An 18,673-nucleotide genomic window follows, 5' to 3' on the forward strand; every position below is an offset into this window, starting at 1 on the left:
ATGCCGTGCCCTGCTTGTGCCCGCAACCGGTTTCGGTTGGTGCAGCCGGCTCACGCCGCCGTGCTTGCGGCGGTCCCGAGCCTCAAGCCGCCATGCTCGACGATGAAATCGATCACCTCCCGCAACCCCTTGCCGCGCGACAGGTCGGTGAAGCCGAACGGCCGCTTGCCGCGCATGCGGGTGGCGTCGCTCTCCATCACGTCGAGATTGACGTTCACATAGGGCGCCAGGTCGCTCTTGTTGATGATCAGGAAATCGGAACGGGTGATCGCCGGGCCGCCTTTCCGCGGGATCTCCTCGCCCTGGCAGACGGAGATGACATAGAGCGTGAGGTCGGCGAGATCCGGCGAGAAGGTGGCGGCAAGGTTGTCGCCGCCGGATTCGATGAAGATGATGTCGAGATCGGGGAATTTGCGGTTGAGCTCCGCGATCGCCTGCAGATTGATCGAGGCGTCCTCGCGGATGGCGGTGTGCGGGCAGCCGCCGGTCTCGACGCCGACGATGCGCTCTTCCGGCAGCGCCTGCAGCCGCGCCAGCATCATGGCGTCTTCCCTTGTGTAGATGTCGTTGGTGACGACGGCGATGGAGAATTCCTCACGCAGCGCCTTGCACAGTTTCTCGGTGAGCGTCGTCTTGCCCGAACCGACGGGGCCGCCAATGCCGATGCGAAGGGGACCGTTGGGCTGCGTCATGTCGGGAACTCCGTGATGGCGAGAACTGCGAAGCCGAGCCCGATCAGCAGGCACAGCGGCGAATAAAGGCTCCTATCGAGCCGCGCGAAAGGCTGTTCCGGTGCCAGCCGGCGCCACCGGGGCGTGAAGCCGGCAATGCCGCGTCCGAGAAACACCAGCCCGATCAGCAGCGCGGTGGCGGCGAGGCCTTGCCCAGGAAAGGGCGAGGCAAACACACCCTCCAGAGCCATCGGCCAGAGCGTTGCCAGCGCCAGGCAGGCGGCGACGGCAAAGCAGGCGAACGGCGCCGGCATCTCGTCGACGCCGCGAAAGCCGACGACCGCATGCGCGCAGGACGCCGCATCCTTGCCCGGCCATATCCCGCCAATGCCCCAATAAACGTGCAACGCGGTGATCACCAGCAGGACGAATGAGAGGACGAAGGCAAGGACGATCATGAGCGGAACAATCGCGAATACTGGGTTTCGTGCTGCATCGCCACGATATCAGAGACAAAGGCGCAACCGCCGAGATCGTCCAATGTCGAGCGGGATGCGCGGGCGGCGGTCGCAAGGGCCAGCTGCTCGAAGCCGGCGAGCAAACTGGTCGCGCCGCTTTGTCCGATGACGCCCAGCCGGATCGCGGCCTGGACGAGATTGGAGAAGAAGGCCTGCAGGAAGGCGGACAGCGCGTCCTGAAGCGCGATACCATTGCCGCCGGCAACAGCGCCGACGGCGACGCAGTACGCACAATCGGCGGGCAAGCGCTCCAGCACGGGAGTGGGCCAGGCGGCGGCCGCTTTGAGGAAAGCCGCACCTTGCAGCATGGTCTCGGCATGGCGCTCACGCGACCCGGCCAACGCCTCCGCCAGTGTGGCGACTTCGGCCGGATCGCCGCCGTCGCGGGCGTTGCGCCAGCTCTCCGCGAACAGCACGGCATCGTTCCAGGCGGAGCCCATCTCGACCAGCGTTTCAAGCCAAGCGGCGAGGCTCGCCGCATCGGTCACCAGCCCATCATGCGCGGCGCGCTCGAGGCCATGGCTGTAGGAAAAGCCGCCGACCGGAAAGACCGGCGACAGCCACGCCATCAATCGCAGCAGGGCGACCCCGGATGGCTGGTCAGTCATGGTGATCATGATGATCATCGTGATGATCGTGATGGTCGTGCGAATGCGAATGGCTGTGCGAATGCGCTTCGGCGTGGCTGTGGGCGTGCGCATGGCCGTGGTCATGGCCGCCGGAATAGGCGCCCCGCACCGGTTTGAACGGTTCGGAAACCTCGCTCACCGTGGCCCCGAGCCCCTCCAGCATCGCCTTGATGACATGATCGCGCAGGATGAGGATGCGCTCCGCCTCTATCGCCGCCGCGAGATGGCGGTTGCCGATATGCCAGGCAAGCTCGGCCAGATGCACGGCGTCGCGGGCGCGGATATCATAGACCTCCTCCGGCGCCGCGATGATCTCGACGTGGCGGCCGTCTTCCAGCACCAGCCTGTCGCCGTCGTTGAGGGTGACGGGCTCCGGCAGGTCGACCAGTACCTTGCTGCCATCGGACAATTCGATCGCCCGGCGGCGCAGATGCCGCTCGTCATGGGCAAGAACCGCGCGGCCGGATGGCGCCGTGGTGCCGGCATTGCCGGAGGTCAGCACCGAGATGGCGCGCGGGAACTTCGTGAAGTCGGTGTTGAGGTTGAGCTTCATTTCATGGCTCCGCCATTGGCTTGCGCCCGGGCACGGGCAGGGCGTGAAAGCACGCGGTCGAAATAGGCGTTGACGCGGTCGGATTCTATTGGAAAGCGGCCGGCTCGGGCCCAGCCGCCCATGTCGCCGAGCAGCACGTCGACAGCCGAGAACCGGTCGCCGAGCGCGAAAGGCTTGTCGCCAAGCCGGCGGTCCAGCGCCTTGACCTCGGAGGCGAAATCGTAAGCGGCCGCGGGGCCGACGTCGACCCGGACTTCCCTGGGCAGCAGGAAGCGGTGGCGCAATTTGTTCCACAGCGGCGCCTCGAACTCGCTCTGGGCGAAATGCATCCAGGAATCCATTTCGGCGCGGCCTGCGAGGCCGGGACTGGCGCCCATGCCCTTGTCCGCGTGCTTATCGGCGAGATAGACGCAGATCGCCGCCGAATCCGTCAGCGTCAGCTCGCCGTCGATCAAGATCGGCACCTTGCCCGAGGGATTGAGCGCATAGGCTTCGGGCGAGCGCAGGGGAATTTCGACGAATTCATAGGCCTGCCCGAGTTCTTCGAGCATCCACAGAACACGGCTGACCCGGGATCCACGCGATCCGACGGCCTTGTACATGATTGAACCCTGCCTTTCCCGGTCAGCCTAGAGCATCCGCGGCCGTCATACGATCGTGTCGAACAGCCGCAGGATGAACGATACCTGGTAAATCAGCGCCGCCGCGACGAAGGCGATGTGAAACCGGCGGTCGCGCACCAGGATCGCGGCGATGCACAGCGCGACGAAGACCGGCGTGCGGAACAGATATTCGTTGCCGAAGCGGGCGAAATGCTCCGGCCCCTTCAGCAGCGTGTCGATCACGTCGAGCACGTAGGTCGCGGCCAGCAGGCCGAAGAACCAGGCGCGGCGCGAATAGAAGAAATCCTCATAGCTGGTGTAGTCGAGCATCGAATCCGGAAACAGCAGCGCGCAGAGCAGGAACAGGGTGATGGCGTAGAAGATGATGAACAGGTACTTGCCGAAGGTCCATGTTTCGATGGCGTAGAGGCCGAACTCCCACCACCAGAAATGCACCAGCATCAACAGCACCGAAGCGACCCAGGCCAGATGCACCGTATAGAGCCGGTACTGGCCGGGATGCTGGACGATGCGCGCCACCCCCGACAACAGGCGCGCGACGCCGAGCCCGATCACCATGCCCAGGACGATGCGGATATGCGGGAAGATGTCGTGGGGCGAAGCTATTTCGGTGGCCATGCCGAATGCTCGCCAGGTGATGGAACGTCCGTCAACACACCACTATCAGTCTATTCGCGCATAAGGTTGTCTGAAGACCACGGTGATCCTGGGAAATAATCATCGTCCAAGATTTCCTTGATCCCATAGGGGCAATGGACAGGGAAATCCCGATCTCTCAGGCCTGTTTCGTCCAAGGCCTTTAATCTTGCTATCTTGAACTCTCGATCGAGCACCTGCGCAGGATATTTTTTGAGGCTCGGACTTTCATCAAGCAGGCCCTCAATCCGAAGCCGTTGCTCCCGAATTGTCAGCAACCAGCCCGTTTTGCGCTGCTCAGACTGAAACTCCCATTTTAGCAAGTGAAGGACCAAAGTGCCAAGCCTGCTCGCAATTTCCCTTTTGTCGCTCCGCCCCAAGCTCTCGATCTCCTCGGCAACATTCTCACGATCGAGGTCGGAAAGACGACCTTCGCGCAGCAACGCGCCCTGCTCGGCGCACCACTGAGCATAGTCGGCCTCGTAGGGCGTCAATTGCTGTTTGCGAAATATCTTGTTCATTGAGGAGATATTGCTCCCAAAGTGCACAATTTCCAAGCCTGCGGAGAACGAGTGGGCCCATTCGGGCAGTCGGCACAACCCACTCACCGCCGCATTTAACGAGGGCAATGGCTCGCGGCGATCTTATCAAAACAGAAAATATCGCTGCGCCATCGGCAGCACCGTCGCTGGTTCGCAGGTCAAGAGTTCGCCGTCGGCACGAACCTCGTAAGTCTCGGGATCGACTTCGATATGCGGCGTGGCGTCGTTGAGCACCATGGAGTGCTTGCCGATGCCGCCACGCGTGTTTTCGACCGCGGCGAACTGCTTGTCGACGCCGAGCCGGCCGTGCAGACCGGACTCTAGTGCCGCCTTCGAGACGAAGGTTACCGACGAGTTGGTGCGCGCCTTGCCATAGGCGCCGAACATCGGCCGATAGTGCATCGGCTGCGGCGTCGGGATCGAGGCGTTGGGGTCGCCCATCGGCGCCGCCGCGATCATGCCGCCGATCAGCACCATATCAGGCTTGACGCCGAAGAAGGCCGGGTTCCACAGCACCAGGTCGGCGCGCTTGCCGACAGCGATCGAACCAATCTCCTTCGACAGCCCGTGCGCGATGGCCGGGTTGATCGTGTATTTGGCGATATAGCGGCGGACGCGGAAATTGTCGTTGTTGCCGGTCTCCTGCGGCAGCGAACCGCGCTGGCGCTTCATCTTGTCGGCGGTCTGCCAGGTCCGGATCGCCACCTCGCCGACGCGGCCCATCGCTTGTGAGTCCGAGGAGATGATCGAGAAGGCACCGATGTCGTGCAGAATGTCTTCCGCCGCGATGGTCTCCTTGCGGATGCGGCTTTCGGCGAAGGCGATGTCTTCCGGGATCGACGGCGACAGATGGTGGCAGACCATCAGCATGTCGAGATGCTCGGCCAGCGTGTTGACCGTGTAGGGCCGCGTCGGGTTGGTCGAGGACGGGATGACGTTGGGCAGGCCGCAGACCTTGATGATGTCGGGCGCATGCCCGCCGCCCGCGCCTTCGGTGTGGAAGGCGTGGATGGTGCGGCCCCCGATCGCCGCCACCGTGTTCTCGACGAAGCCGCTCTCGTTGAGCGTATCGGTATGGATCATCACCTGAACGTCATGGTCGTCGGCGACCGACAGGCAGCAGTCGATCGCGGCCGGCGTCGTGCCCCAGTCCTCGTGCAGCTTCAGCGAGCAGGCGCCGCCCAGCACCATCTCCTCGAGCGCCGCGGGCAAGGAAGCGTTGCCCTTGCCCGACAGGCCGATATTCATCGGGAAGGCGTCGAAGGACTGGATCATGCGCGCCATGTGCCATGGCCCGGGCGTGCAGGTGGTGGCGAGCGTGCCGTGCGCCGGGCCGGTGCCGCCGCCCAGCATCGTGGTGATGCCCGACATCAGCGCTTCCTCGATCTGCTGCGGGCAGATGAAATGGATATGCGCGTCGAAGCCGCCCGCGGTAAGGATCTTGCCTTCGCCGGCGATGATCTCGGTGCCGGGGCCGATGATGATGGTGACGCCATCCTGCGTGTCCGGGTTGCCGGCCTTGCCGATTGCCGCGATGCGGCCGTCCCTGAGGCCGATATCGGCCTTGAAGATGCCGGCGCTGGCGTCGATCACCAGCGCATTGGTAATGACGGTGTCGACCGCTCCTTCAGCGCGGGAAACCTGGCTCTGGCCCATGCCGTCGCGGATGACCTTGCCGCCGCCGAATTTCACCTCCTCGCCATGAATGGTGAAATCCTTCTCGACCTCGACGAAGAGTTCGGTATCGGCAAGCCGCACCCTGTCGCCGACCGTCGGGCCGTACATCTGCGCATAGGCGGCGCGGGTTATTCTGGCCATCAGTGATTGCTCCCGAATTGCGGTGCTGGTGAAACCGCGCTGCACATTGCTGCCATCCAATGGTCACGCAATGACCCGCTGGCCGACACCTTCTGATCCCATTTGGCGGTTGAGGTTGGAGGGTCACCCCAAAACGACCGTTTGCCAAATCGATGGAAGGAAAATCCATGCGCAAAACGATAGTTCTCGCCGCTGCCGCCACCCTGATGCTGGCGGGTGCCGCCATTGCCCAGCAGCAGCCCGCTCCGGCAGCGCCGGCCGCGCCCGCCCCCGGCGGGCAGCAGGCCGCGCCGACGATCCAGAGCGTCAACATCGTCGACATCACCGAACTGCCGAAGGACACGCAGACGCAGGTCAATCAGGTGATCGCCCAGCGCGGCGATGCCGGTCTGCAGAAGCTGCGCAGCTCGATCGATGCCACGCCCAAGGTCAAATCCGCTCTCGAGGCCAAGGGAATGACCTCGGCGCAGGTGGTCGCGGCCAGCATGGAGCCCAACGGCGCCCTGACCCTGATCACCAAGAAGGCGAGCTGACGGCGCGCCTGCGCGGCGGGCCGTCGTCCGGTCCGCCCGCGCTATCTGGAAGGGAACCTTGGCCGGGCAGGAGCCGTTTCGTTTTATCGGCGCTGAACGGCGCCGCGAAATGAACCCGTCCAGGAGCGAGCGATGGCGATCAACCCCGGCAAGAGACGGCTCTATGCCTTCGCCTCCATGGCATTGCTGGCGGCGGGCAGCCCCGGAGCCTCCCTTCACGCACAAGGACTCGAAAGTCCCGAGACCGTCAACCGGATCATCGGCTCGGACGTCAAGCAGGAAGAAACCAGGAGCGATGCCGAAGCGGGCAAAGTTGCCAGGGCGATCGACCGGACGCGTGAAAACATCGGCACGGTGCGCAAGACCTCCAAGCTCGACAAGGTCGACATCGTGTTCCTGACCGATGCCGCGCGCACCGAAGGCGGTCCGCCGCCGGCGATCGAAACCAAGGTCAAGCAGCATCAGGACGACATTGCGGAGCTGCGCAAGGAGATCGAGGCCAACGCGCTGCTGTTCAACGCCATCGACTCGCGACGCGTGCTTGCGCAGGACGTTCTCGCCGTGGAATTCGACGACCCCGGAAAAATCGTCATCTATGCGGCGGCCAAGCCGTCCGGTTGAGCCGAGGGCACAACTCGCTTTCGTGCTCGCCCGAAAGCCCTTTGCCCTCTTTGCACGCCGCGCATGAGACGCCCTCGGCCTCACAGCCTGCCCATCACCTTCTGCTGAAAGCCATAGACCTCGCGCTTGCCGCCCAGCGGCACCAGCGTAACGTCGCGCTCCTGTCCGGGCTCGAAGCGCATGGCGGTGCCGGCGGCGATGTCGAGGCGCATGCCGCGCGCCTGTTCGCGGTCGAATTTCAAGCCCTCATTGGTCTCGAAGAAATGATAGTGGCTGCCGACCTGGATCGGCCGGTCGCCGCTGTTGGCCACTTTGAGCGTAACCGTCGGCAGGCCTTTGTTCAGGTCGATGTCGCCGTCGGCGGGAATGATTTCACCTGGGATCATCGTTCGTCACACGGCGCCGAAGACGAGGCCGAGCCCTATCGCCGTGCAGGCGGCACCCGCGGCCCGCACGAGCACGCGAAATCGCCTGCCGAGGCCAAGCCCGGCGGCGATGCCGACGGCGTGCAGCAGCGTCGTGGCGACGGCAAAGCCGGCCATATATTCAAGCCCTGCGGCATTTTCCGGCACTTCGGTGCCATGGGCGTGGCCATGAAACAGCGCGTACGCGCCGATGATGGCGACGCCGGCCGTGACAGGAAGATCGACGGCCAGCGCCACGAACAATCCGAGCGCCACCACCGACGCCAGTATGCCCGGCTCGACGAAGGGCAGCGGCACATGCAGCATGCCGAGCGCGCCGCCGGCCAGCATGACGCCGACGAACGCGGCCGGCCATGCCCACACAGCCTCGCCGCCTTTCTGTGCCGCCCACAGGCCGACCGCGACCATTACCGTGATGTGGTCGAGGCCGGAGAGCGGATGCATGAAGCCGGCCGCGAAGGAGGAGGTCGTGCCGGCCCCGACATGGGCATAAGCGGGCATGGCGGCTGCCATGAGCAGAATCGCCGAGAGGGCTGTGCGTTTCATCTGTGCTGAGATCATCGGTGCGTCTTTCCTATCAGGATCGTCTGGCCTATCAGGGTCGTCTGGCGTTCACGCGGCCTCGCGCGGGCCACAACCCTCGGCTTTGAGGACGCGCTTGGTCGACGCCGGATATTTCTTCAGCATTGCCGCCGGACGGATCGGCCGTGCCGAAAAATTGCCGCCGCAATTGGGGCAGACGCCGCCGAGCACGTCTTCGACGCAATCGGCGCAGAAGGTGCATTCGAAGGTGCAGATTAGCGCATCCGTCGCCTCCGGCGGCAGGTCCTTGTCGCAGCATTCGCAGTTCGGGCGCAGCTCAAGCATATCTGTCTCCTCACCGTATCGGCTCATGCACGGTCACCAGCTTGGTGCCGTCGGGGAATGTCGCCTCCACCTGCACGTCATGGATCATCTCGGCGATGCCTTCCATCACCTGGGCGCGGCTGACGACATGGGCGCCGGCTTCCATCAGCTCGGCGACGGGACGGCCGTCGCGGGCGCCTTCGACGACGAAGTCGGTGATCAGCGCGATCGCCTCCGGATGATTGAGCCTGACGCCGCGCTCCAGCCGCTTGCGCGCCACGATCGCCGCCATGGCGATCAGCAGCTTGTCCTTTTCCCTCGGCGTCAGGTTCATGCGTTTCCCTGGAATGATGCGGACACGATCACAGTGACCATATTTTGGGCAGCCCCGCCTTTCCGTTGAGCAAGCCGACGAGCGGAACCAGATGCTGGCGCAGCCGGTAGCCGTCGCCGGCATAAAGCCTCGCAAGAAGCTTGCCAGATTCCTGCACGCTCCAGGTGCTGGCGCCGCCCTGGCCGCCGATGATCTCCCGAACTGGATCGAGAAGCGCTTCCGCCCGCGGCGAGATCAATAGCACCGTCGCCATGGCGACGGCGCCGCCGGCAATCGGCGGGCGCGTCAGGGTCGCGGCGATGTCGGGCCCGATGCGGAAATCCTCGGCATGGATGAGAGTCCCGCCCCGGCGGACGCGCCAGCGGTCGTGAAAGCCGCCCTGGACCGCGCGTTCGCCCATCGCCGTCCGGCCGAAGACGGTGGCTTCCAGCACCAGCGCCTCGGCGCCGGCGGCAAGATCAAGGTCGAGCGTGCGGGCAAAGGCCGATCGGTCGAAAACGATGGTCTCCTGCGGCAGCCAGGCGACGCGGCCGTTTTCGCCGACCGTTAGCCGGACGCTGACTTCGGCCCGGTCGGAAGCGGCGCGATAGATTTTCTCGCAGGCCTGCGTCGTTATCGTGGCGCTGGCATGCGCGCCGACGTCGATCTCCCAGCCGAGGCGGTCGCCTCCGGTCAGCCCGCCCGCGGTGTTGATCAGCACGGCTTCCAGCGGGCCGCCGGAAACGGCCGGCATCCTTATCTTGGCGGAACCGTCCTGATAGAGGCGGCGCAGCCGTGTGCGGCCGTCTTGACTGGCGCAGACGAGCTGCGCCAGTCCGGCCGCCCGCTGCGCCGGCGGGGCCGAAAATCCGGTATGTTCGATCGTATCCACGCCGTCAGGTTAAGCACCGCGGCGGTTTTGTCGATATATAGCTTGTTGCTTGATGGCGTTTCCGTTTCTATAGAGGGAGCCACCTTGGTACGCTCATGCGACGCCTGGCGGGGGTCCAAGGCGACGGTCGCGGCCTGATATCGAGGACAAAAAGGCGCTGTTCAGTTGGCGTCGGGAAACGACAAAGTGGGGAAGAAACCGAATGGCTGACCAACTGGCGACCGAAATCATCGAAAAGATCAAGGCTCATGCCGAGCCGGGCGGCGAGGAGATCACCACCAGCACCGAATTGACGGCGCTCGGCATCCATTCGCTGGAACTGACCGAGATCATCTTCGATCTCGAGGAGCAGTATGGCATCGAGATCGAGATGAACACGGTCGATGCCTGGAGCAACCTGAAGAATGTTGGCGACATGGTCGAGGCCGTTCGCGCGCTGATCGCGAAAAAAGCCTGACCGGATGCACAAGCGCGTCGTCATTACCGGCATCGGCGGTTTGTGCGGGCTTGGCACCGACGTGCCGGCGATCTGGACCGAGATGCGCGCCGGCCGCTCGGCGATCGGCCCCATCGATAACCCGTTCCTGCACGATTTGAAGGTCAAGATCGGCTGCGAGATCAAGGGGCTGCCCGACCATGGCATCGAGCGCAAGCAGCTGGTCTCGATGGACCGTTTCAGCCTGTTGGCGGTGATTGCCGCCCGCGAAGCCTTACAGCAGTCCGGCTTGGCCGCCCATGCGGACAATACCTACCGCATGGGTGCCGTTATCGGCATCGGCGTCTGCGGCTTCGAGACGGTCGAGGAGAACTATCGCGCCATCCTGATCGAGGGCAAGAATCGCGCCGGCATCTTCACGGTGCCGAAGGTCATGCCGGGCGCCGCCGCCGGCCAGGTCAGCATGCATCTCGGCCTGCGCGGACCGGTGTTCGGCGTCACTTCGGCCTGCTCGTCGGCCAACCACGCCATCGCATCGGCGGTCGACCAGATCAGGCTCGGCCGCGCCGACGTCATGGTCGCCGGCGGCACCGAGGCGCCGCTGGTCTGGGGCGTGCTGAAGGGGTGGGAGGCTCTGCGCGTGCTGTCGCCCGATACCTGCCGGCCGTTTTCGGCCGACCGTCAGGGCCTGGTGCTCGGCGAAGGCGCCGGCATGGCGATTCTGGAAAGCTACGACCATGCGGTGGCGCGCGGCGCAAACATCCTCGCCGAAATCGTCGGCGCCGGCCTCTCGGCCGATGCCTCCGACATCGTTGCGCCGACCATAGAAGGGCCGGAAGCGGCGATGCGTTTCTGCCTGGCGGACGCCGGGTTGAATCCCGAGGACATCGACTACCTCAATGCGCACGGCACCGGCACCAAGGCCAATGACCAGATCGAGACCGCCGCGATCAAGCGCGTCTTCGGCGAGCACGCGCGCTCGCTTTCCGTCTCCTCGACCAAGTCGATGCATGCCCATTGCCTTGGCGCCTCGGGCGGGCTGGAGATGATCGCCTGCGTGATGGCGATCCGAGAGGGCGTGGTGCCGCCCACGGCGAATTTCCGCGAGGCCGACCCCGATTGCGATCTCGACGTGACGCCGAACGTCGCGCGCGAGCGCAAGGTGCGCGCCGCCATCAGCAACGGCTTCGCCTTCGGCGGCACCAATGCGGTGCTGGCCTTCAAGGCGATCTGATCCCGGCGATCGTGTTCTGCCCCGGCAGGTCAATCTGCCGGCTCCCGATGCCGGCATCATTCGATTTGTTGACTGTGCGTGCACGGCCAAACGCCTGACGCCGCATTGATCGTGCCGGGGCGTACGCCTAATTCTTTGCCGACCCCACCCAGACCGCGCCGCTCGGTGCGAAATCCCGCCCAGGAGTTCTCGATGGCCGACCTGTCCGCCTTTCCAATCACCGCCCGCTGGCCGGCCAGGCACCCGGACCGGATCCAGCTCTATTCGGCGACGACCCCGAATGGGGTGAAGATATCGATCGCCCTGGAAGAGATCGGCCTGGCCTACGAGCCGCACTATGTGGACATCGGCAAAAACGAAAGCTGGACGCCGGAATTCCTGTCGCTCAATCCCAACGGCAAGATACCGGCGATCATCGATCCGAACGGTCCCGACGGCAAGCCGATCGGCCTGTTCGAGTCCGGCGCCATCCTGCTCTACCTCGCCGACAAGACCGGCCTGCTCGTCCCGGCGGACGCGGCGCGGCGCTACGAGACGATCCAGTGGGTGTTCTTCCAGATGGCGGCCGTCGGCCCGATCTTCGGCCAGGTCGGCTTTTTCCACAAATTCGCCGGCCGCGAGATCGCCGACAAGCGGCCGCTGGAACGCTACCGCGATGAATCGCGCCGCCTGCTCGGCGTTCTCGACGGCAGGCTGAAGGGCCGCCGATGGATCATGGACAATGACTACACCATCGCCGACATCTCGCTCATCGGCTGGGTGCGCAATCTGATCGGCTTCTATGAAGCGCGCGACCTCGTCGGCTTCGATGATTTCGCGCATGTGGCGGCATGGCTGGAGCGCGGCCTGGCTCGGCCGGCGGTGCAGAAGGGCCTGACAATCCCGGCAAAGGGCTGAAGCGGCCCGGCCGCCCTGGGGCGCGGGATATCGTAGCCTTGGCCGACTCGGCTGGGCTATTTCGCCTTGGCTTTCGGGCCGCCCTTGCCCATCACGGAAGCCGCCAGCGAAGCGGCGCCGCGTGCCGTCGCCACCACCGCGCCGGCTGCAACGCTCGCCACGGTGCGGACGGCGCCGGATTTGTCTGGCGCCGGCTTGCGCGCGCTGGCCGGCTTTGCGGCCGCGGCCGCGACCTTCCGAGGCGCGGCCTTGCCGAAGCTGGGCTTTGCGTCCTTCGAACGTTCGGCGATCGCCGAACCAGCGCCGGCTTTCGCCTGCGTCGTCTTCGTCGTCCTGGTCTTGGCGGTCGCGGGTTTTCTTGCCTTGGTTGCCATTGCAAAATCCCCTTACGCAGGACAATCGGTTCCCGGCCATAACGGTGCGAAACCCCTTAAGGTTCCCGTCGAAAAATACCGACAATTAGCAGGTTAACCAATCACCAGGTCGGCCGCCCGGCGCCGCGCCAGCACGCGTTCGATGTTGGGCATGTCGTTGGAGGCGATCCAGGCGCGCGCATCCTCCTCGGAGCGGCCATGTTCGTGCCAGCGCTCCATCAGCCGGCGCTCGAGCTCGTTGCGCGGCACCTCGACGAAGATCGAGAAATCGAACAGCGGCGCCAGCCGCGACCACGGCTCCTCGTCGAGCAGCAGGTAATTGCCCTCGACCAGGATGAATTTGGTCTCCGCGCCGATGATCGCCGCCGCCGCGCGCGACAGTTCCATGCCGCGGTCGAACACCGGGATTGCGATGTCGGGCTCTCCCGCCCGGATGCGCTTCAGAAGCGTCTCGAAGCCGCCGAAGTCGAACGTATCCGGCGCGCCCTTTCGCGCGCGCAGCCCGCGCTGGTTGAGAACGACGTCGTCATAGTGGAAGCCGTCCATCGGCACGACCTCCACGGCGCCTTCCGGCAGCAGATCGTGCAGGCTCGCCGACAATGTCGACTTGCCGGCCCCCGGCGGTCCGGCAATGGCGACGATGAAGCGCTTTGCCTTGCCGGCGCGCTTGAAGATGGTGGCGGCGAGATGGGCGATTTCGGACATGGCGGCCTCGCTTGCCCCTGATGGTTGGCGCGACCGTTATTCTGGCGGCACTCGGCGGAAATTTCAAACCGGCATTTTGGGTAAGGTGCGGTGGTCAAGTGTCGAAACGCCGACGTTCGAAGCCAATCCGCTCAACCAGCCGCGGCCTGCCCGATGCGCAGGAAATCGCTGTCGAACGGCACCTCCCGCGCCGAGCCTCGGCCCAAGAGCCGCATGCGGCCGTCCGCCGTGGTGACCTCTTGCGGCGGCTCGCCGCCCGCCAGCGGCAGGGCGCCGATGACATGGCGGAAGGAGACGCTGGCGCCTTCGCCGACCGTAAACGCCGTCGCCACGCCTTCGCGTGTCAGCCAGTTGTCGCCGATCGAGGCGGCATGGCCGACGGCTGTGCGCCCGTCCTCGATGCCGAGCACGCCCAGATGCCGGCCGCTCCACGGCGCGTAGTCGCGGCCGCCATTGCTGAACCACAGCATGGTGACCGGCAGCTCGGCCGGGTTCTTCAGCACCAGAACCAGATCGTCCTCGGCCCGGCGCGCCAGGGCCGTCCAGCCTGGCCCGCCATGATCGGCCTCGACCAGCGTGACGAAATCCTCGCGCCGGTCGTCCATGCGGTAATCCGTCAGGTCGAGCGTGCCGCCGCCGGCGGCGGGAAAATGGCCGAGATCGCTGCTGCGTCCGGGATAGGCGAGCAGGAAGCGGCCGCGCGCGGGATCGGGCTCCAGCGGATCGGCCGGCGAGGCCGCGAAGCGTTTTGGCGAAAAGGCCAGCCGGCCGCCATCCGTCATCGCCGTCATCGGATGATGGGCGACGGAGATCGCGCCGTGGCCGCCGGAAAACACATGTTCCTGGTAGAGAAAGGCATGGCCGTCGCGCAGCGTCAGGATCTTGTCGACGGTCGCGCCCATCACCTTGCGGCGCAGCCGGAAAACGGCTCGCCAGCCGCCGTCCACGGCGCTGCTTTCGGTGACGTCCCAGGCGCTGTTGGCCGGCCAGCCATGCAGCGGCGCTTCCTCGACATCGCTGCGCGAAAACGGCGCGCACAGGAAATCGCCGGACAGCCGCACCGTGCCCTCGGGCAAGTCGGCCGGCAGCGTCTCGCGTGGCGCGCCGACCCAGGGTGCGCGGTGCAGCGGCCGCAATTGGCGCCCGCCATTCTCGATCACCATGTCGGCGACATGGCCGACCGTGGTGTCCAGCGAAACCGAAATGCCGCGTGCCTTGAGGGTAACCGTATCCATAGCGCTCTCATCGAATCCGAAGGCGCAACAAGAACCGTTCGCCGCCGGTTGCGCAAGCGCCGCGACCGGCATTTTGCATCATCCTAGGAACGCAAGCTTGCGAAAGCAGACAAAGCTGGGGCTACCGCTATTAACCAAATGGACGCAGCCGGCGGGTTACGTTAGCTTCGCCGCATCTCAGCAACAGCCCAGCCAGAACAGACCTGTCCTTGTCCCCCTTGCGTCGCCTTCCGCTCGTCCAGAGACTTTTCGTCGCCCTTGGCCTGTTGCTGATGGCTGCGGGCTGCTCGACCACGACACCGCCGGACTCTGTGCTCGCCGTGCCGGCGCCGCCGCAGAAATACGCCGCCATCGTCGTCGATATCAGAAGCGGCAAGCAGCTGTTCGAGGTCAATTCGAGGGCGCAGCGCTATCCGGCCTCGCTGACCAAGATGATGACGCTCTACCTCCTGTTCGAGGCGATGGAGAGCGGCCGCGTCTCCAAGGAAACGCAGATCCCGGTCTCCGACCACGCCGCCTCGCAGCCGCCGACCAAGCTGCGATTCCGGCGCGGGGAAACGATCGACGTCGACTCCGCCATCCGCGCCATCGTCGTCAAGTCGGCCAATGACGTGGCGGTGGCGGTGGGCGAATATCTCGGCGGCTCGGAGGAGCAGTTCGCCGCCATGATGACGTCGAAGGCGCGCCAGCTCGGCATGACCAGCACCATTTTCCGCAACGCCTCGGGCCTGCCCGACGACGGCCAGGTCACCAGCGCGCGCGACATGGCGGTGCTCGGCATGGCGCTGCACCAGCGCTTCCCCCAGCATTTCCACTATTTTTCCGAAAGCGACTTCATGTTCCGCGGCCGGCTGGTGCGCGGCCACAACGACATGCTCGGCCGCGTGCGCGGCGTGAACGGCATCAAGACCGGCTATATCAGGGCTTCCGGCTTCAACATCGTCACCTCCTACGAAGCCGACGGCCGCCAGCTGATCGTGGTGGTGATGGGCGCCGACAGCGCCCGCCAGCGCAACGACCATGTCGAGGCGCTGATCCAGCGCAACCTATCGCCGGCGGTTGCCGACGCCCCGACCAGGGTGATGTACGCCGAACAGCAGTGAACGGGCGAGCTGCGGGGCTGCCTCGCTTCGGACCAGCTTGCTCAACTATCGAAGTCAGTGCCGCCCCTCATCGCCCTGCCGGGCACTTCTCCCCGTATAGTGACGGGGAGAAGGGGCTGGCCGCAACCTCGGCACCCTTTTTGCAGCGTTGGTGATGGGCGAAACCGGCGATAACAGCCCCTCTCTCCCCGTTCTACGGGGAGAGATGTCCGGCAGGACAGTGAGGGGCGGCGCAGTCGCTCGAAAGCGGGCGATGGCGTCCACTTGACCCGATAGGAATTTTTTCTTGACAGGTTGAAGGCAACTATGCTACTATTCTCGCTATGGTGCTGATTTGCGCCGGCCACCCGCCGCAAGGCGGGTTTTTGTTGCCGTCGCTCAGGCGCCAGCCGATCACTTCGTCGGAGCAAGGAGCGTAGCGACGCGGCGCGAGGATCCATGCCGCGACTCGGCAGGCGCCGCAACGGTTCGCAATTCTGCTCCACCGCCGCCAATGCCACGGAATGGATCCAGGCTCCGCGACGGAGCTTCGCCCCCGTTATGGTTTTCCCCAGGGGTTGATAACGATTTCATAGAGCCGCCGCCAACCTCGAATGTCTCTCTACCAGCCCCGAAAGGCGGCCCGCTGCCCCTTCCTGTCACGCAATCGTCCGCAAGGCGTGGCATAGGCATGCCAAATCGCCGTGATGCTGGCTAAGCATCGCCGCGTCGGTCTATCGTCTTCCACCACAGCAGGAGCCCGCACCATGAGCACCCTCCCCAAGGCGTCCGAGCAGCAGGCGGACAATGACAGCGGCGGCGAATATTTCGAGGCGCCGACCACGGGGGAGGACCTGCACGGGGTTTCGGACGAGCATTTCGACACGCCGGAAGTGCCGGACTCCGAGCCGGCCTTGCCCGGAACCTCGCGGGCAAAGCCCAAGAAAAGACCGTCGGCGATCTCGGGCCGCAAATTCCGCAAGCGCGACCTGGTGCGCATCGACGATTTGCGCCCGAGCCTGGCCGACCGCATCCGCTCCGACCATCCCGACCTGCCGCATGGCGCCCGCATCAGCCGCGAGGAGCTCGGCCGCTACCGCATGCGCTACATGGAGGAGCTGCTCCAGCAGGAGCACGGCGAATTCTCCGAGCTCGACCGCCAGGTGGTGGAATCGATCGCCAGGCAGGACACGATTTCGGAAAACTCGGAAGAGGAGTTCGAGGAGCACCGCTCGTTTGCCGATCGCGTCTCCGACAACATGGCGGCCTTCGGCGGCAGCTGGTGGTTCCTGATCTCGTTCGCCGGCGTGCTCCTGGTGTGGATCGCCATCAATTTGTTCGAGGGCTTGAACCGCGCCTTCGATCCCTACCCCTTCATCCTGCTCAACCTGCTGCTCTCCTGCATCGCCGCCATCCAGGCGCCCATCATCATGATGAGCCAGAAGCGCCAGGAGGTGAAAGACCGCCTGCGCTCCTTCAACGACTACCGCGTCAACCTCAAGGCCGAGCTCGAAGTGCGCCATCTGCACGAAAAACTCGACTACCTCATCTCGCGCCAATGGACCCGTCTGGCCGAGATGCAGCAGATGCAGCTCGACGCCATGCATGAGCTGACCGGAGCGAAGAAGGCGAAGCGCGCGGCACGGGGAGTGAGGAGGCGGGCGGTGCGGGGCGAGGCGGGAGGATGAGGCATTGTCTGCGCAGCGATTTCGTTGAGCCGCTGCAGAAATTGTCTGCCGGTAGAAAGTCTGGCGTTAAAGTTTAATTTCCCGAAGAGGAATACCAAGGCAACGGCAATAGCTTGTGCCGGAATAGCCGCAAGGGGTAGCGGGCGTGGCCGTCAAAATTGTGGTCGCGGTAACGGATGGAGACTGGTTCGAGCAGCTCCGCCGGATGCCAGATTTGATGGAGGTCAATTTCTGGTCGCCATCGCCAAGACCGTTTCGAGCGTTGCAACCGGGTGAGCTGTTTCTGTTCAAATTGCATGCCCCGATCAACATGATCGTGGGAGGTGGGATCTTCGCTTCCTCTACAGTCATGCCCCTATCGCTGGCATGGGAGGCGTTCGGCAAAAGCAATGGGGTGACGAGCCTCGCCGAGATGCGAACACGCATCCTCTGCTATCGAAAGCTCGATCCGAGAACAGCCGGACCCGTCGAGATCGGTTGCCGAGTTCTCACCCAGCCCTTCTTTCTCGAAGAGAGCCGCTGGTTTCCGCCACCGCCATCTTGGTCAAAGAACATTGTTTCGTTTACGACCTACGGGACTGATAGTTCTGAAGGCGCGGCACTTTGGAATTCGGTGCAGGACGCAATGACTCCCGCTGTTTCCACCAGCACAGGGTTTTCGGAAGAGGCGTCGCGATTTGGTGAGCCTGTGCTGATACGACCGCGTCTCGGTCAAGGAGCGTTTAGGCTGTTGGTGACGGATCTTTATGACAGGCGATGCGCCATTACGAAGGAGCGTACCTTGCCAGCATTGGAGGCCGCCCATATTCGCCCCTATGCCGACGGTGGAGAACACTCTCCGAACAATGGCATCCTCATGCGGCGGGACATCCACAGCCTGTTCGATCAAGGGTATGTGACCATTACTCCTGATAGTCGTTTTGAGGTGAGCCGGCGCATTCGCGAGGAATTTGAGAATGGTCGACACTACTACGAACTTCACGGATCGTCCGTTGCTGTCCCTTCCATCGCCAGTCAGCAGCCCGATCGCGATGCGCTGACCTGGCACAACAACAGCCGGTTTCTCGGATGACTCGCATTCGAACAAAAATGAGTTCGCCGTTGAAGCCCGCGCCCGCTTCCGCTAAGAAGCCGTGACTTGCCGGTTCACCCGGTTCGTTTTCCGGCCCGCCGGGAAGCACCCGTAGCTCAGCTGGATAGAGCGCTGCCCTCCGAAGGCAGAGGTCACAGGTTCGAATCCTGTCGGGTGCGCCACTCAAGCCGCTGATTTGATTGGTATATTCGCGCCGATTTTGCGCGATGCCCCCTCCAAATACCCGTCCTGTCACAACGTTGTCACAGCAAATGAACGGACAAGCATGGCATCAATCAGAAACACCAGAGTAACAACCCAGCTGTTTCA

The 18,673-nt window shown here is 64.3% G+C and carries 24 protein-coding genes and 1 tRNA gene; 9 read left to right on the top strand and 16 right to left on the bottom strand.

Going from position 1 to position 18,673, the window contains the following annotated elements:
- Window positions 1-50: 50 nt before the first annotated feature.
- From ureG to ureC, 8 genes are all read right to left on the bottom strand, one after another.
- Window positions 51-692 carry an urease accessory protein UreG gene (ureG, locus tag FJ959_RS04535; protein WP_140491334.1) on the bottom strand — a complete coding sequence of 214 codons (642 nt, stop codon included), beginning with the start codon at window positions 690-692 and terminating at the stop codon, window positions 51-53.
- Window positions 689-1,129 carry a DUF3995 domain-containing protein gene (locus tag FJ959_RS04540; protein WP_140491332.1) on the bottom strand — a complete coding sequence of 147 codons (441 nt, stop codon included), beginning with the start codon at window positions 1,127-1,129 and terminating at the stop codon, window positions 689-691. Before FJ959_RS04540 ends, ureG begins: the two co-directional genes overlap by 4 nt.
- Complete coding sequence (locus tag FJ959_RS04545; RefSeq protein ID WP_140514382.1) at window positions 1,126-1,797, bottom strand: urease accessory protein UreF; 672 nt, start codon at window positions 1,795-1,797, stop codon at window positions 1,126-1,128. The genes FJ959_RS04540 and FJ959_RS04545 overlap by 4 nt, the downstream gene beginning before the upstream one ends.
- Window positions 1,790-2,371, bottom strand: coding sequence for an urease accessory protein UreE (gene ureE, locus FJ959_RS04550; RefSeq protein ID WP_140625193.1), 582 nt, complete (start codon window positions 2,369-2,371; stop codon window positions 1,790-1,792). The genes FJ959_RS04545 and ureE overlap by 8 nt, the downstream gene beginning before the upstream one ends.
- On the bottom strand, window positions 2,368-2,973 hold the full coding sequence (locus FJ959_RS04555; RefSeq protein WP_140628712.1) for a glutathione S-transferase family protein: 606 nt from the start codon (window positions 2,971-2,973) through the stop codon (window positions 2,368-2,370). Before FJ959_RS04555 ends, ureE begins: the two co-directional genes overlap by 4 nt.
- 45 nt (window positions 2,974-3,018) lie before the next feature.
- Window positions 3,019-3,612 (bottom strand): hypothetical protein, encoded by a 594-nt coding sequence (locus FJ959_RS04560; protein ID WP_140554597.1) that lies wholly within the window; start codon window positions 3,610-3,612, stop codon window positions 3,019-3,021.
- A 50-nt stretch (window positions 3,613-3,662) separates the two neighbouring features.
- Window positions 3,663-4,151 carry a DUF29 domain-containing protein gene (locus FJ959_RS04565; protein ID WP_140491324.1) on the bottom strand — a complete coding sequence of 163 codons (489 nt, stop codon included), beginning with the start codon at window positions 4,149-4,151 and terminating at the stop codon, window positions 3,663-3,665.
- 126 nt (window positions 4,152-4,277) lie between these two features.
- Window positions 4,278-5,993, bottom strand: coding sequence for an urease subunit alpha (gene ureC / locus FJ959_RS04570; RefSeq protein WP_181172003.1), 1,716 nt, complete (start codon window positions 5,991-5,993; stop codon window positions 4,278-4,280).
- A 164-nt stretch (window positions 5,994-6,157) separates the two neighbouring features.
- Between ureC and FJ959_RS04575 the strand changes: the two genes are divergently transcribed.
- Together FJ959_RS04575 and FJ959_RS04580 are read left to right on the top strand one after the other, a co-directional pair.
- Window positions 6,158-6,523, top strand: coding sequence for a hypothetical protein (locus FJ959_RS04575; protein ID WP_140491321.1), 366 nt, complete (start codon window positions 6,158-6,160; stop codon window positions 6,521-6,523).
- A gap of 132 nt (window positions 6,524-6,655) precedes the next feature.
- A complete protein-coding gene (locus tag FJ959_RS04580; protein ID WP_140628717.1) occupies window positions 6,656-7,144 on the top strand; it encodes a hypothetical protein in 489 nt (162 codons plus the stop codon).
- Between the two features lie 80 nt (window positions 7,145-7,224).
- On the opposite strand, the gene FJ959_RS04585 is transcribed toward FJ959_RS04580, so the two are convergent.
- Genes FJ959_RS04585 through FJ959_RS04605 form a run of 5 tightly spaced genes read right to left on the bottom strand, consistent with a single transcriptional unit; the run spans window position 7,225 to window position 9,620 of the window.
- Window positions 7,225-7,530 (bottom strand): urease subunit beta, encoded by a 306-nt coding sequence (locus tag FJ959_RS04585; RefSeq protein WP_140491317.1) that lies wholly within the window; start codon window positions 7,528-7,530, stop codon window positions 7,225-7,227.
- Between the two features lie 6 nt (window positions 7,531-7,536).
- A complete protein-coding gene (locus FJ959_RS04590) occupies window positions 7,537-8,130 on the bottom strand; it encodes a HupE/UreJ family protein (protein WP_140582890.1) in 594 nt (197 codons plus the stop codon).
- A gap of 51 nt (window positions 8,131-8,181) precedes the next feature.
- Window positions 8,182-8,436, bottom strand: a complete 255-nt coding sequence (locus FJ959_RS04595) for a DUF1272 domain-containing protein (protein WP_140582892.1) — start codon at window positions 8,434-8,436, stop codon at window positions 8,182-8,184.
- 10 nt (window positions 8,437-8,446) lie between these two features.
- Window positions 8,447-8,749 carry an urease subunit gamma gene (locus FJ959_RS04600; protein ID WP_013891781.1) on the bottom strand — a complete coding sequence of 101 codons (303 nt, stop codon included), beginning with the start codon at window positions 8,747-8,749 and terminating at the stop codon, window positions 8,447-8,449.
- 28 nt (window positions 8,750-8,777) lie between these two features.
- Entirely contained in the window at window positions 8,778-9,620 is an 843-nt protein-coding gene (locus FJ959_RS04605; RefSeq protein WP_140514399.1) for an urease accessory protein UreD, read from the bottom strand.
- A gap of 202 nt (window positions 9,621-9,822) precedes the next feature.
- Here FJ959_RS04605 and FJ959_RS04610 point away from each other — a divergent pair, with 202 nt between their 5' ends.
- The 3 genes from FJ959_RS04610 to FJ959_RS04620 all read left to right on the top strand — a co-directional run bounded on the left by FJ959_RS04610 (window position 9,823) and on the right by FJ959_RS04620 (window position 12,187).
- On the top strand, window positions 9,823-10,077 hold the full coding sequence (locus FJ959_RS04610) for an acyl carrier protein (protein ID WP_140491308.1): 255 nt from the start codon (window positions 9,823-9,825) through the stop codon (window positions 10,075-10,077).
- A 4-nt stretch (window positions 10,078-10,081) separates the two neighbouring features.
- Window positions 10,082-11,290, top strand: a complete 1,209-nt coding sequence (locus FJ959_RS04615) for a beta-ketoacyl-[acyl-carrier-protein] synthase family protein (RefSeq protein ID WP_140582895.1) — start codon at window positions 10,082-10,084, stop codon at window positions 11,288-11,290.
- 192 nt (window positions 11,291-11,482) lie between these two features.
- Entirely contained in the window at window positions 11,483-12,187 is a 705-nt protein-coding gene (locus tag FJ959_RS04620; protein WP_140491302.1) for a glutathione binding-like protein, read from the top strand.
- A 56-nt stretch (window positions 12,188-12,243) separates the two neighbouring features.
- On the opposite strand, the gene FJ959_RS04625 is transcribed toward FJ959_RS04620, so the two are convergent.
- From FJ959_RS04625 to FJ959_RS04635, 3 genes are all read right to left on the bottom strand, one after another.
- A complete protein-coding gene (locus tag FJ959_RS04625) occupies window positions 12,244-12,561 on the bottom strand; it encodes a hypothetical protein (protein WP_140628720.1) in 318 nt (105 codons plus the stop codon).
- A 93-nt stretch (window positions 12,562-12,654) separates the two neighbouring features.
- Complete coding sequence (locus FJ959_RS04630; protein ID WP_140491298.1) at window positions 12,655-13,266, bottom strand: nucleoside triphosphate hydrolase; 612 nt, start codon at window positions 13,264-13,266, stop codon at window positions 12,655-12,657.
- Window positions 13,267-13,397: 131 nt separating this feature from the next.
- Window positions 13,398-14,501 (bottom strand): hypothetical protein, encoded by a 1,104-nt coding sequence (locus tag FJ959_RS04635; RefSeq protein WP_140628723.1) that lies wholly within the window; start codon window positions 14,499-14,501, stop codon window positions 13,398-13,400.
- Between the two features lie 272 nt (window positions 14,502-14,773).
- On the opposite strand from FJ959_RS04635, the gene FJ959_RS04640 reads away from it, so the two are divergent.
- The 4 genes from FJ959_RS04640 to FJ959_RS04660 all read left to right on the top strand — a co-directional run bounded on the left by FJ959_RS04640 (window position 14,774) and on the right by FJ959_RS04660 (window position 18,525).
- The gene (locus tag FJ959_RS04640) at window positions 14,774-15,604 is read left to right on the top strand and encodes a D-alanyl-D-alanine carboxypeptidase family protein (RefSeq protein ID WP_224519056.1); all 831 of its coding nucleotides are present in this window, start codon (window positions 14,774-14,776) and stop codon (window positions 15,602-15,604) included.
- Between the two features lie 746 nt (window positions 15,605-16,350).
- Window positions 16,351-17,271 (top strand): DUF1003 domain-containing protein, encoded by a 921-nt coding sequence (locus FJ959_RS04650; RefSeq protein ID WP_140628729.1) that lies wholly within the window; start codon window positions 16,351-16,353, stop codon window positions 17,269-17,271.
- A gap of 145 nt (window positions 17,272-17,416) precedes the next feature.
- Window positions 17,417-18,343 carry an HNH endonuclease gene (locus FJ959_RS04655; protein WP_246680765.1) on the top strand — a complete coding sequence of 309 codons (927 nt, stop codon included), beginning with the start codon at window positions 17,417-17,419 and terminating at the stop codon, window positions 18,341-18,343.
- Between the two features lie 105 nt (window positions 18,344-18,448).
- A tRNA-Arg gene (locus tag FJ959_RS04660) sits at window positions 18,449-18,525 on the top strand.
- The last annotated feature ends 148 nt before the right edge of the window (window positions 18,526-18,673 follow it).

Source organism: Mesorhizobium sp. B2-2-4 (assembly GCF_006442375.1).
Classification (GTDB): domain Bacteria; phylum Pseudomonadota; class Alphaproteobacteria; order Rhizobiales; family Rhizobiaceae; genus Mesorhizobium.

What these genes read in the sequence shown, in the direction of transcription:
- ureG (WP_140491334.1), bottom strand. Translation starts at nt 692, where the DNA reads ATGACGCAGCCCAACGGTCCCCTTCGCATCGGCATTGGCGGCCCCGTC.
- FJ959_RS04540 (WP_140491332.1), bottom strand. Translation starts at nt 1,129, where the DNA reads ATGATCGTCCTTGCCTTCGTCCTCTCATTCGTCCTGCTGGTGATCACC.
- FJ959_RS04545 (WP_140514382.1), bottom strand. Translation starts at nt 1,797, where the DNA reads ATGACTGACCAGCCATCCGGGGTCGCCCTGCTGCGATTGATGGCGTGG.
- ureE (WP_140625193.1), bottom strand. Translation starts at nt 2,371, where the DNA reads ATGAAGCTCAACCTCAACACCGACTTCACGAAGTTCCCGCGCGCCATC.
- FJ959_RS04555 (WP_140628712.1), bottom strand. Translation starts at nt 2,973, where the DNA reads ATGTACAAGGCCGTCGGATCGCGTGGATCCCGGGTCAGCCGTGTTCTG.
- FJ959_RS04560 (WP_140554597.1), bottom strand. Translation starts at nt 3,612, where the DNA reads ATGGCCACCGAAATAGCTTCGCCCCACGACATCTTCCCGCATATCCGC.
- FJ959_RS04565 (WP_140491324.1), bottom strand. Translation starts at nt 4,151, where the DNA reads ATGAACAAGATATTTCGCAAACAGCAATTGACGCCCTACGAGGCCGAC.
- FJ959_RS04575 (WP_140491321.1), top strand. Translation starts at nt 6,158, where the DNA reads ATGCGCAAAACGATAGTTCTCGCCGCTGCCGCCACCCTGATGCTGGCG.
- FJ959_RS04580 (WP_140628717.1), top strand. Translation starts at nt 6,656, where the DNA reads ATGGCGATCAACCCCGGCAAGAGACGGCTCTATGCCTTCGCCTCCATG.
- FJ959_RS04585 (WP_140491317.1), bottom strand. Translation starts at nt 7,530, where the DNA reads ATGATCCCAGGTGAAATCATTCCCGCCGACGGCGACATCGACCTGAAC.
- FJ959_RS04590 (WP_140582890.1), bottom strand. Translation starts at nt 8,130, where the DNA reads ATGATCTCAGCACAGATGAAACGCACAGCCCTCTCGGCGATTCTGCTC.
- FJ959_RS04595 (WP_140582892.1), bottom strand. Translation starts at nt 8,436, where the DNA reads ATGCTTGAGCTGCGCCCGAACTGCGAATGCTGCGACAAGGACCTGCCG.
- FJ959_RS04600 (WP_013891781.1), bottom strand. Translation starts at nt 8,749, where the DNA reads ATGAACCTGACGCCGAGGGAAAAGGACAAGCTGCTGATCGCCATGGCG.
- FJ959_RS04610 (WP_140491308.1), top strand. Translation starts at nt 9,823, where the DNA reads ATGGCTGACCAACTGGCGACCGAAATCATCGAAAAGATCAAGGCTCAT.
- FJ959_RS04615 (WP_140582895.1), top strand. Translation starts at nt 10,082, where the DNA reads ATGCACAAGCGCGTCGTCATTACCGGCATCGGCGGTTTGTGCGGGCTT.
- FJ959_RS04620 (WP_140491302.1), top strand. Translation starts at nt 11,483, where the DNA reads ATGGCCGACCTGTCCGCCTTTCCAATCACCGCCCGCTGGCCGGCCAGG.
- FJ959_RS04625 (WP_140628720.1), bottom strand. Translation starts at nt 12,561, where the DNA reads ATGGCAACCAAGGCAAGAAAACCCGCGACCGCCAAGACCAGGACGACG.
- FJ959_RS04630 (WP_140491298.1), bottom strand. Translation starts at nt 13,266, where the DNA reads ATGTCCGAAATCGCCCATCTCGCCGCCACCATCTTCAAGCGCGCCGGC.
- FJ959_RS04635 (WP_140628723.1), bottom strand. Translation starts at nt 14,501, where the DNA reads ATGGATACGGTTACCCTCAAGGCACGCGGCATTTCGGTTTCGCTGGAC.
- FJ959_RS04640 (WP_224519056.1), top strand. Translation starts at nt 14,774, where the DNA reads ATGGCTGCGGGCTGCTCGACCACGACACCGCCGGACTCTGTGCTCGCC.
- FJ959_RS04650 (WP_140628729.1), top strand. Translation starts at nt 16,351, where the DNA reads ATGAGCACCCTCCCCAAGGCGTCCGAGCAGCAGGCGGACAATGACAGC.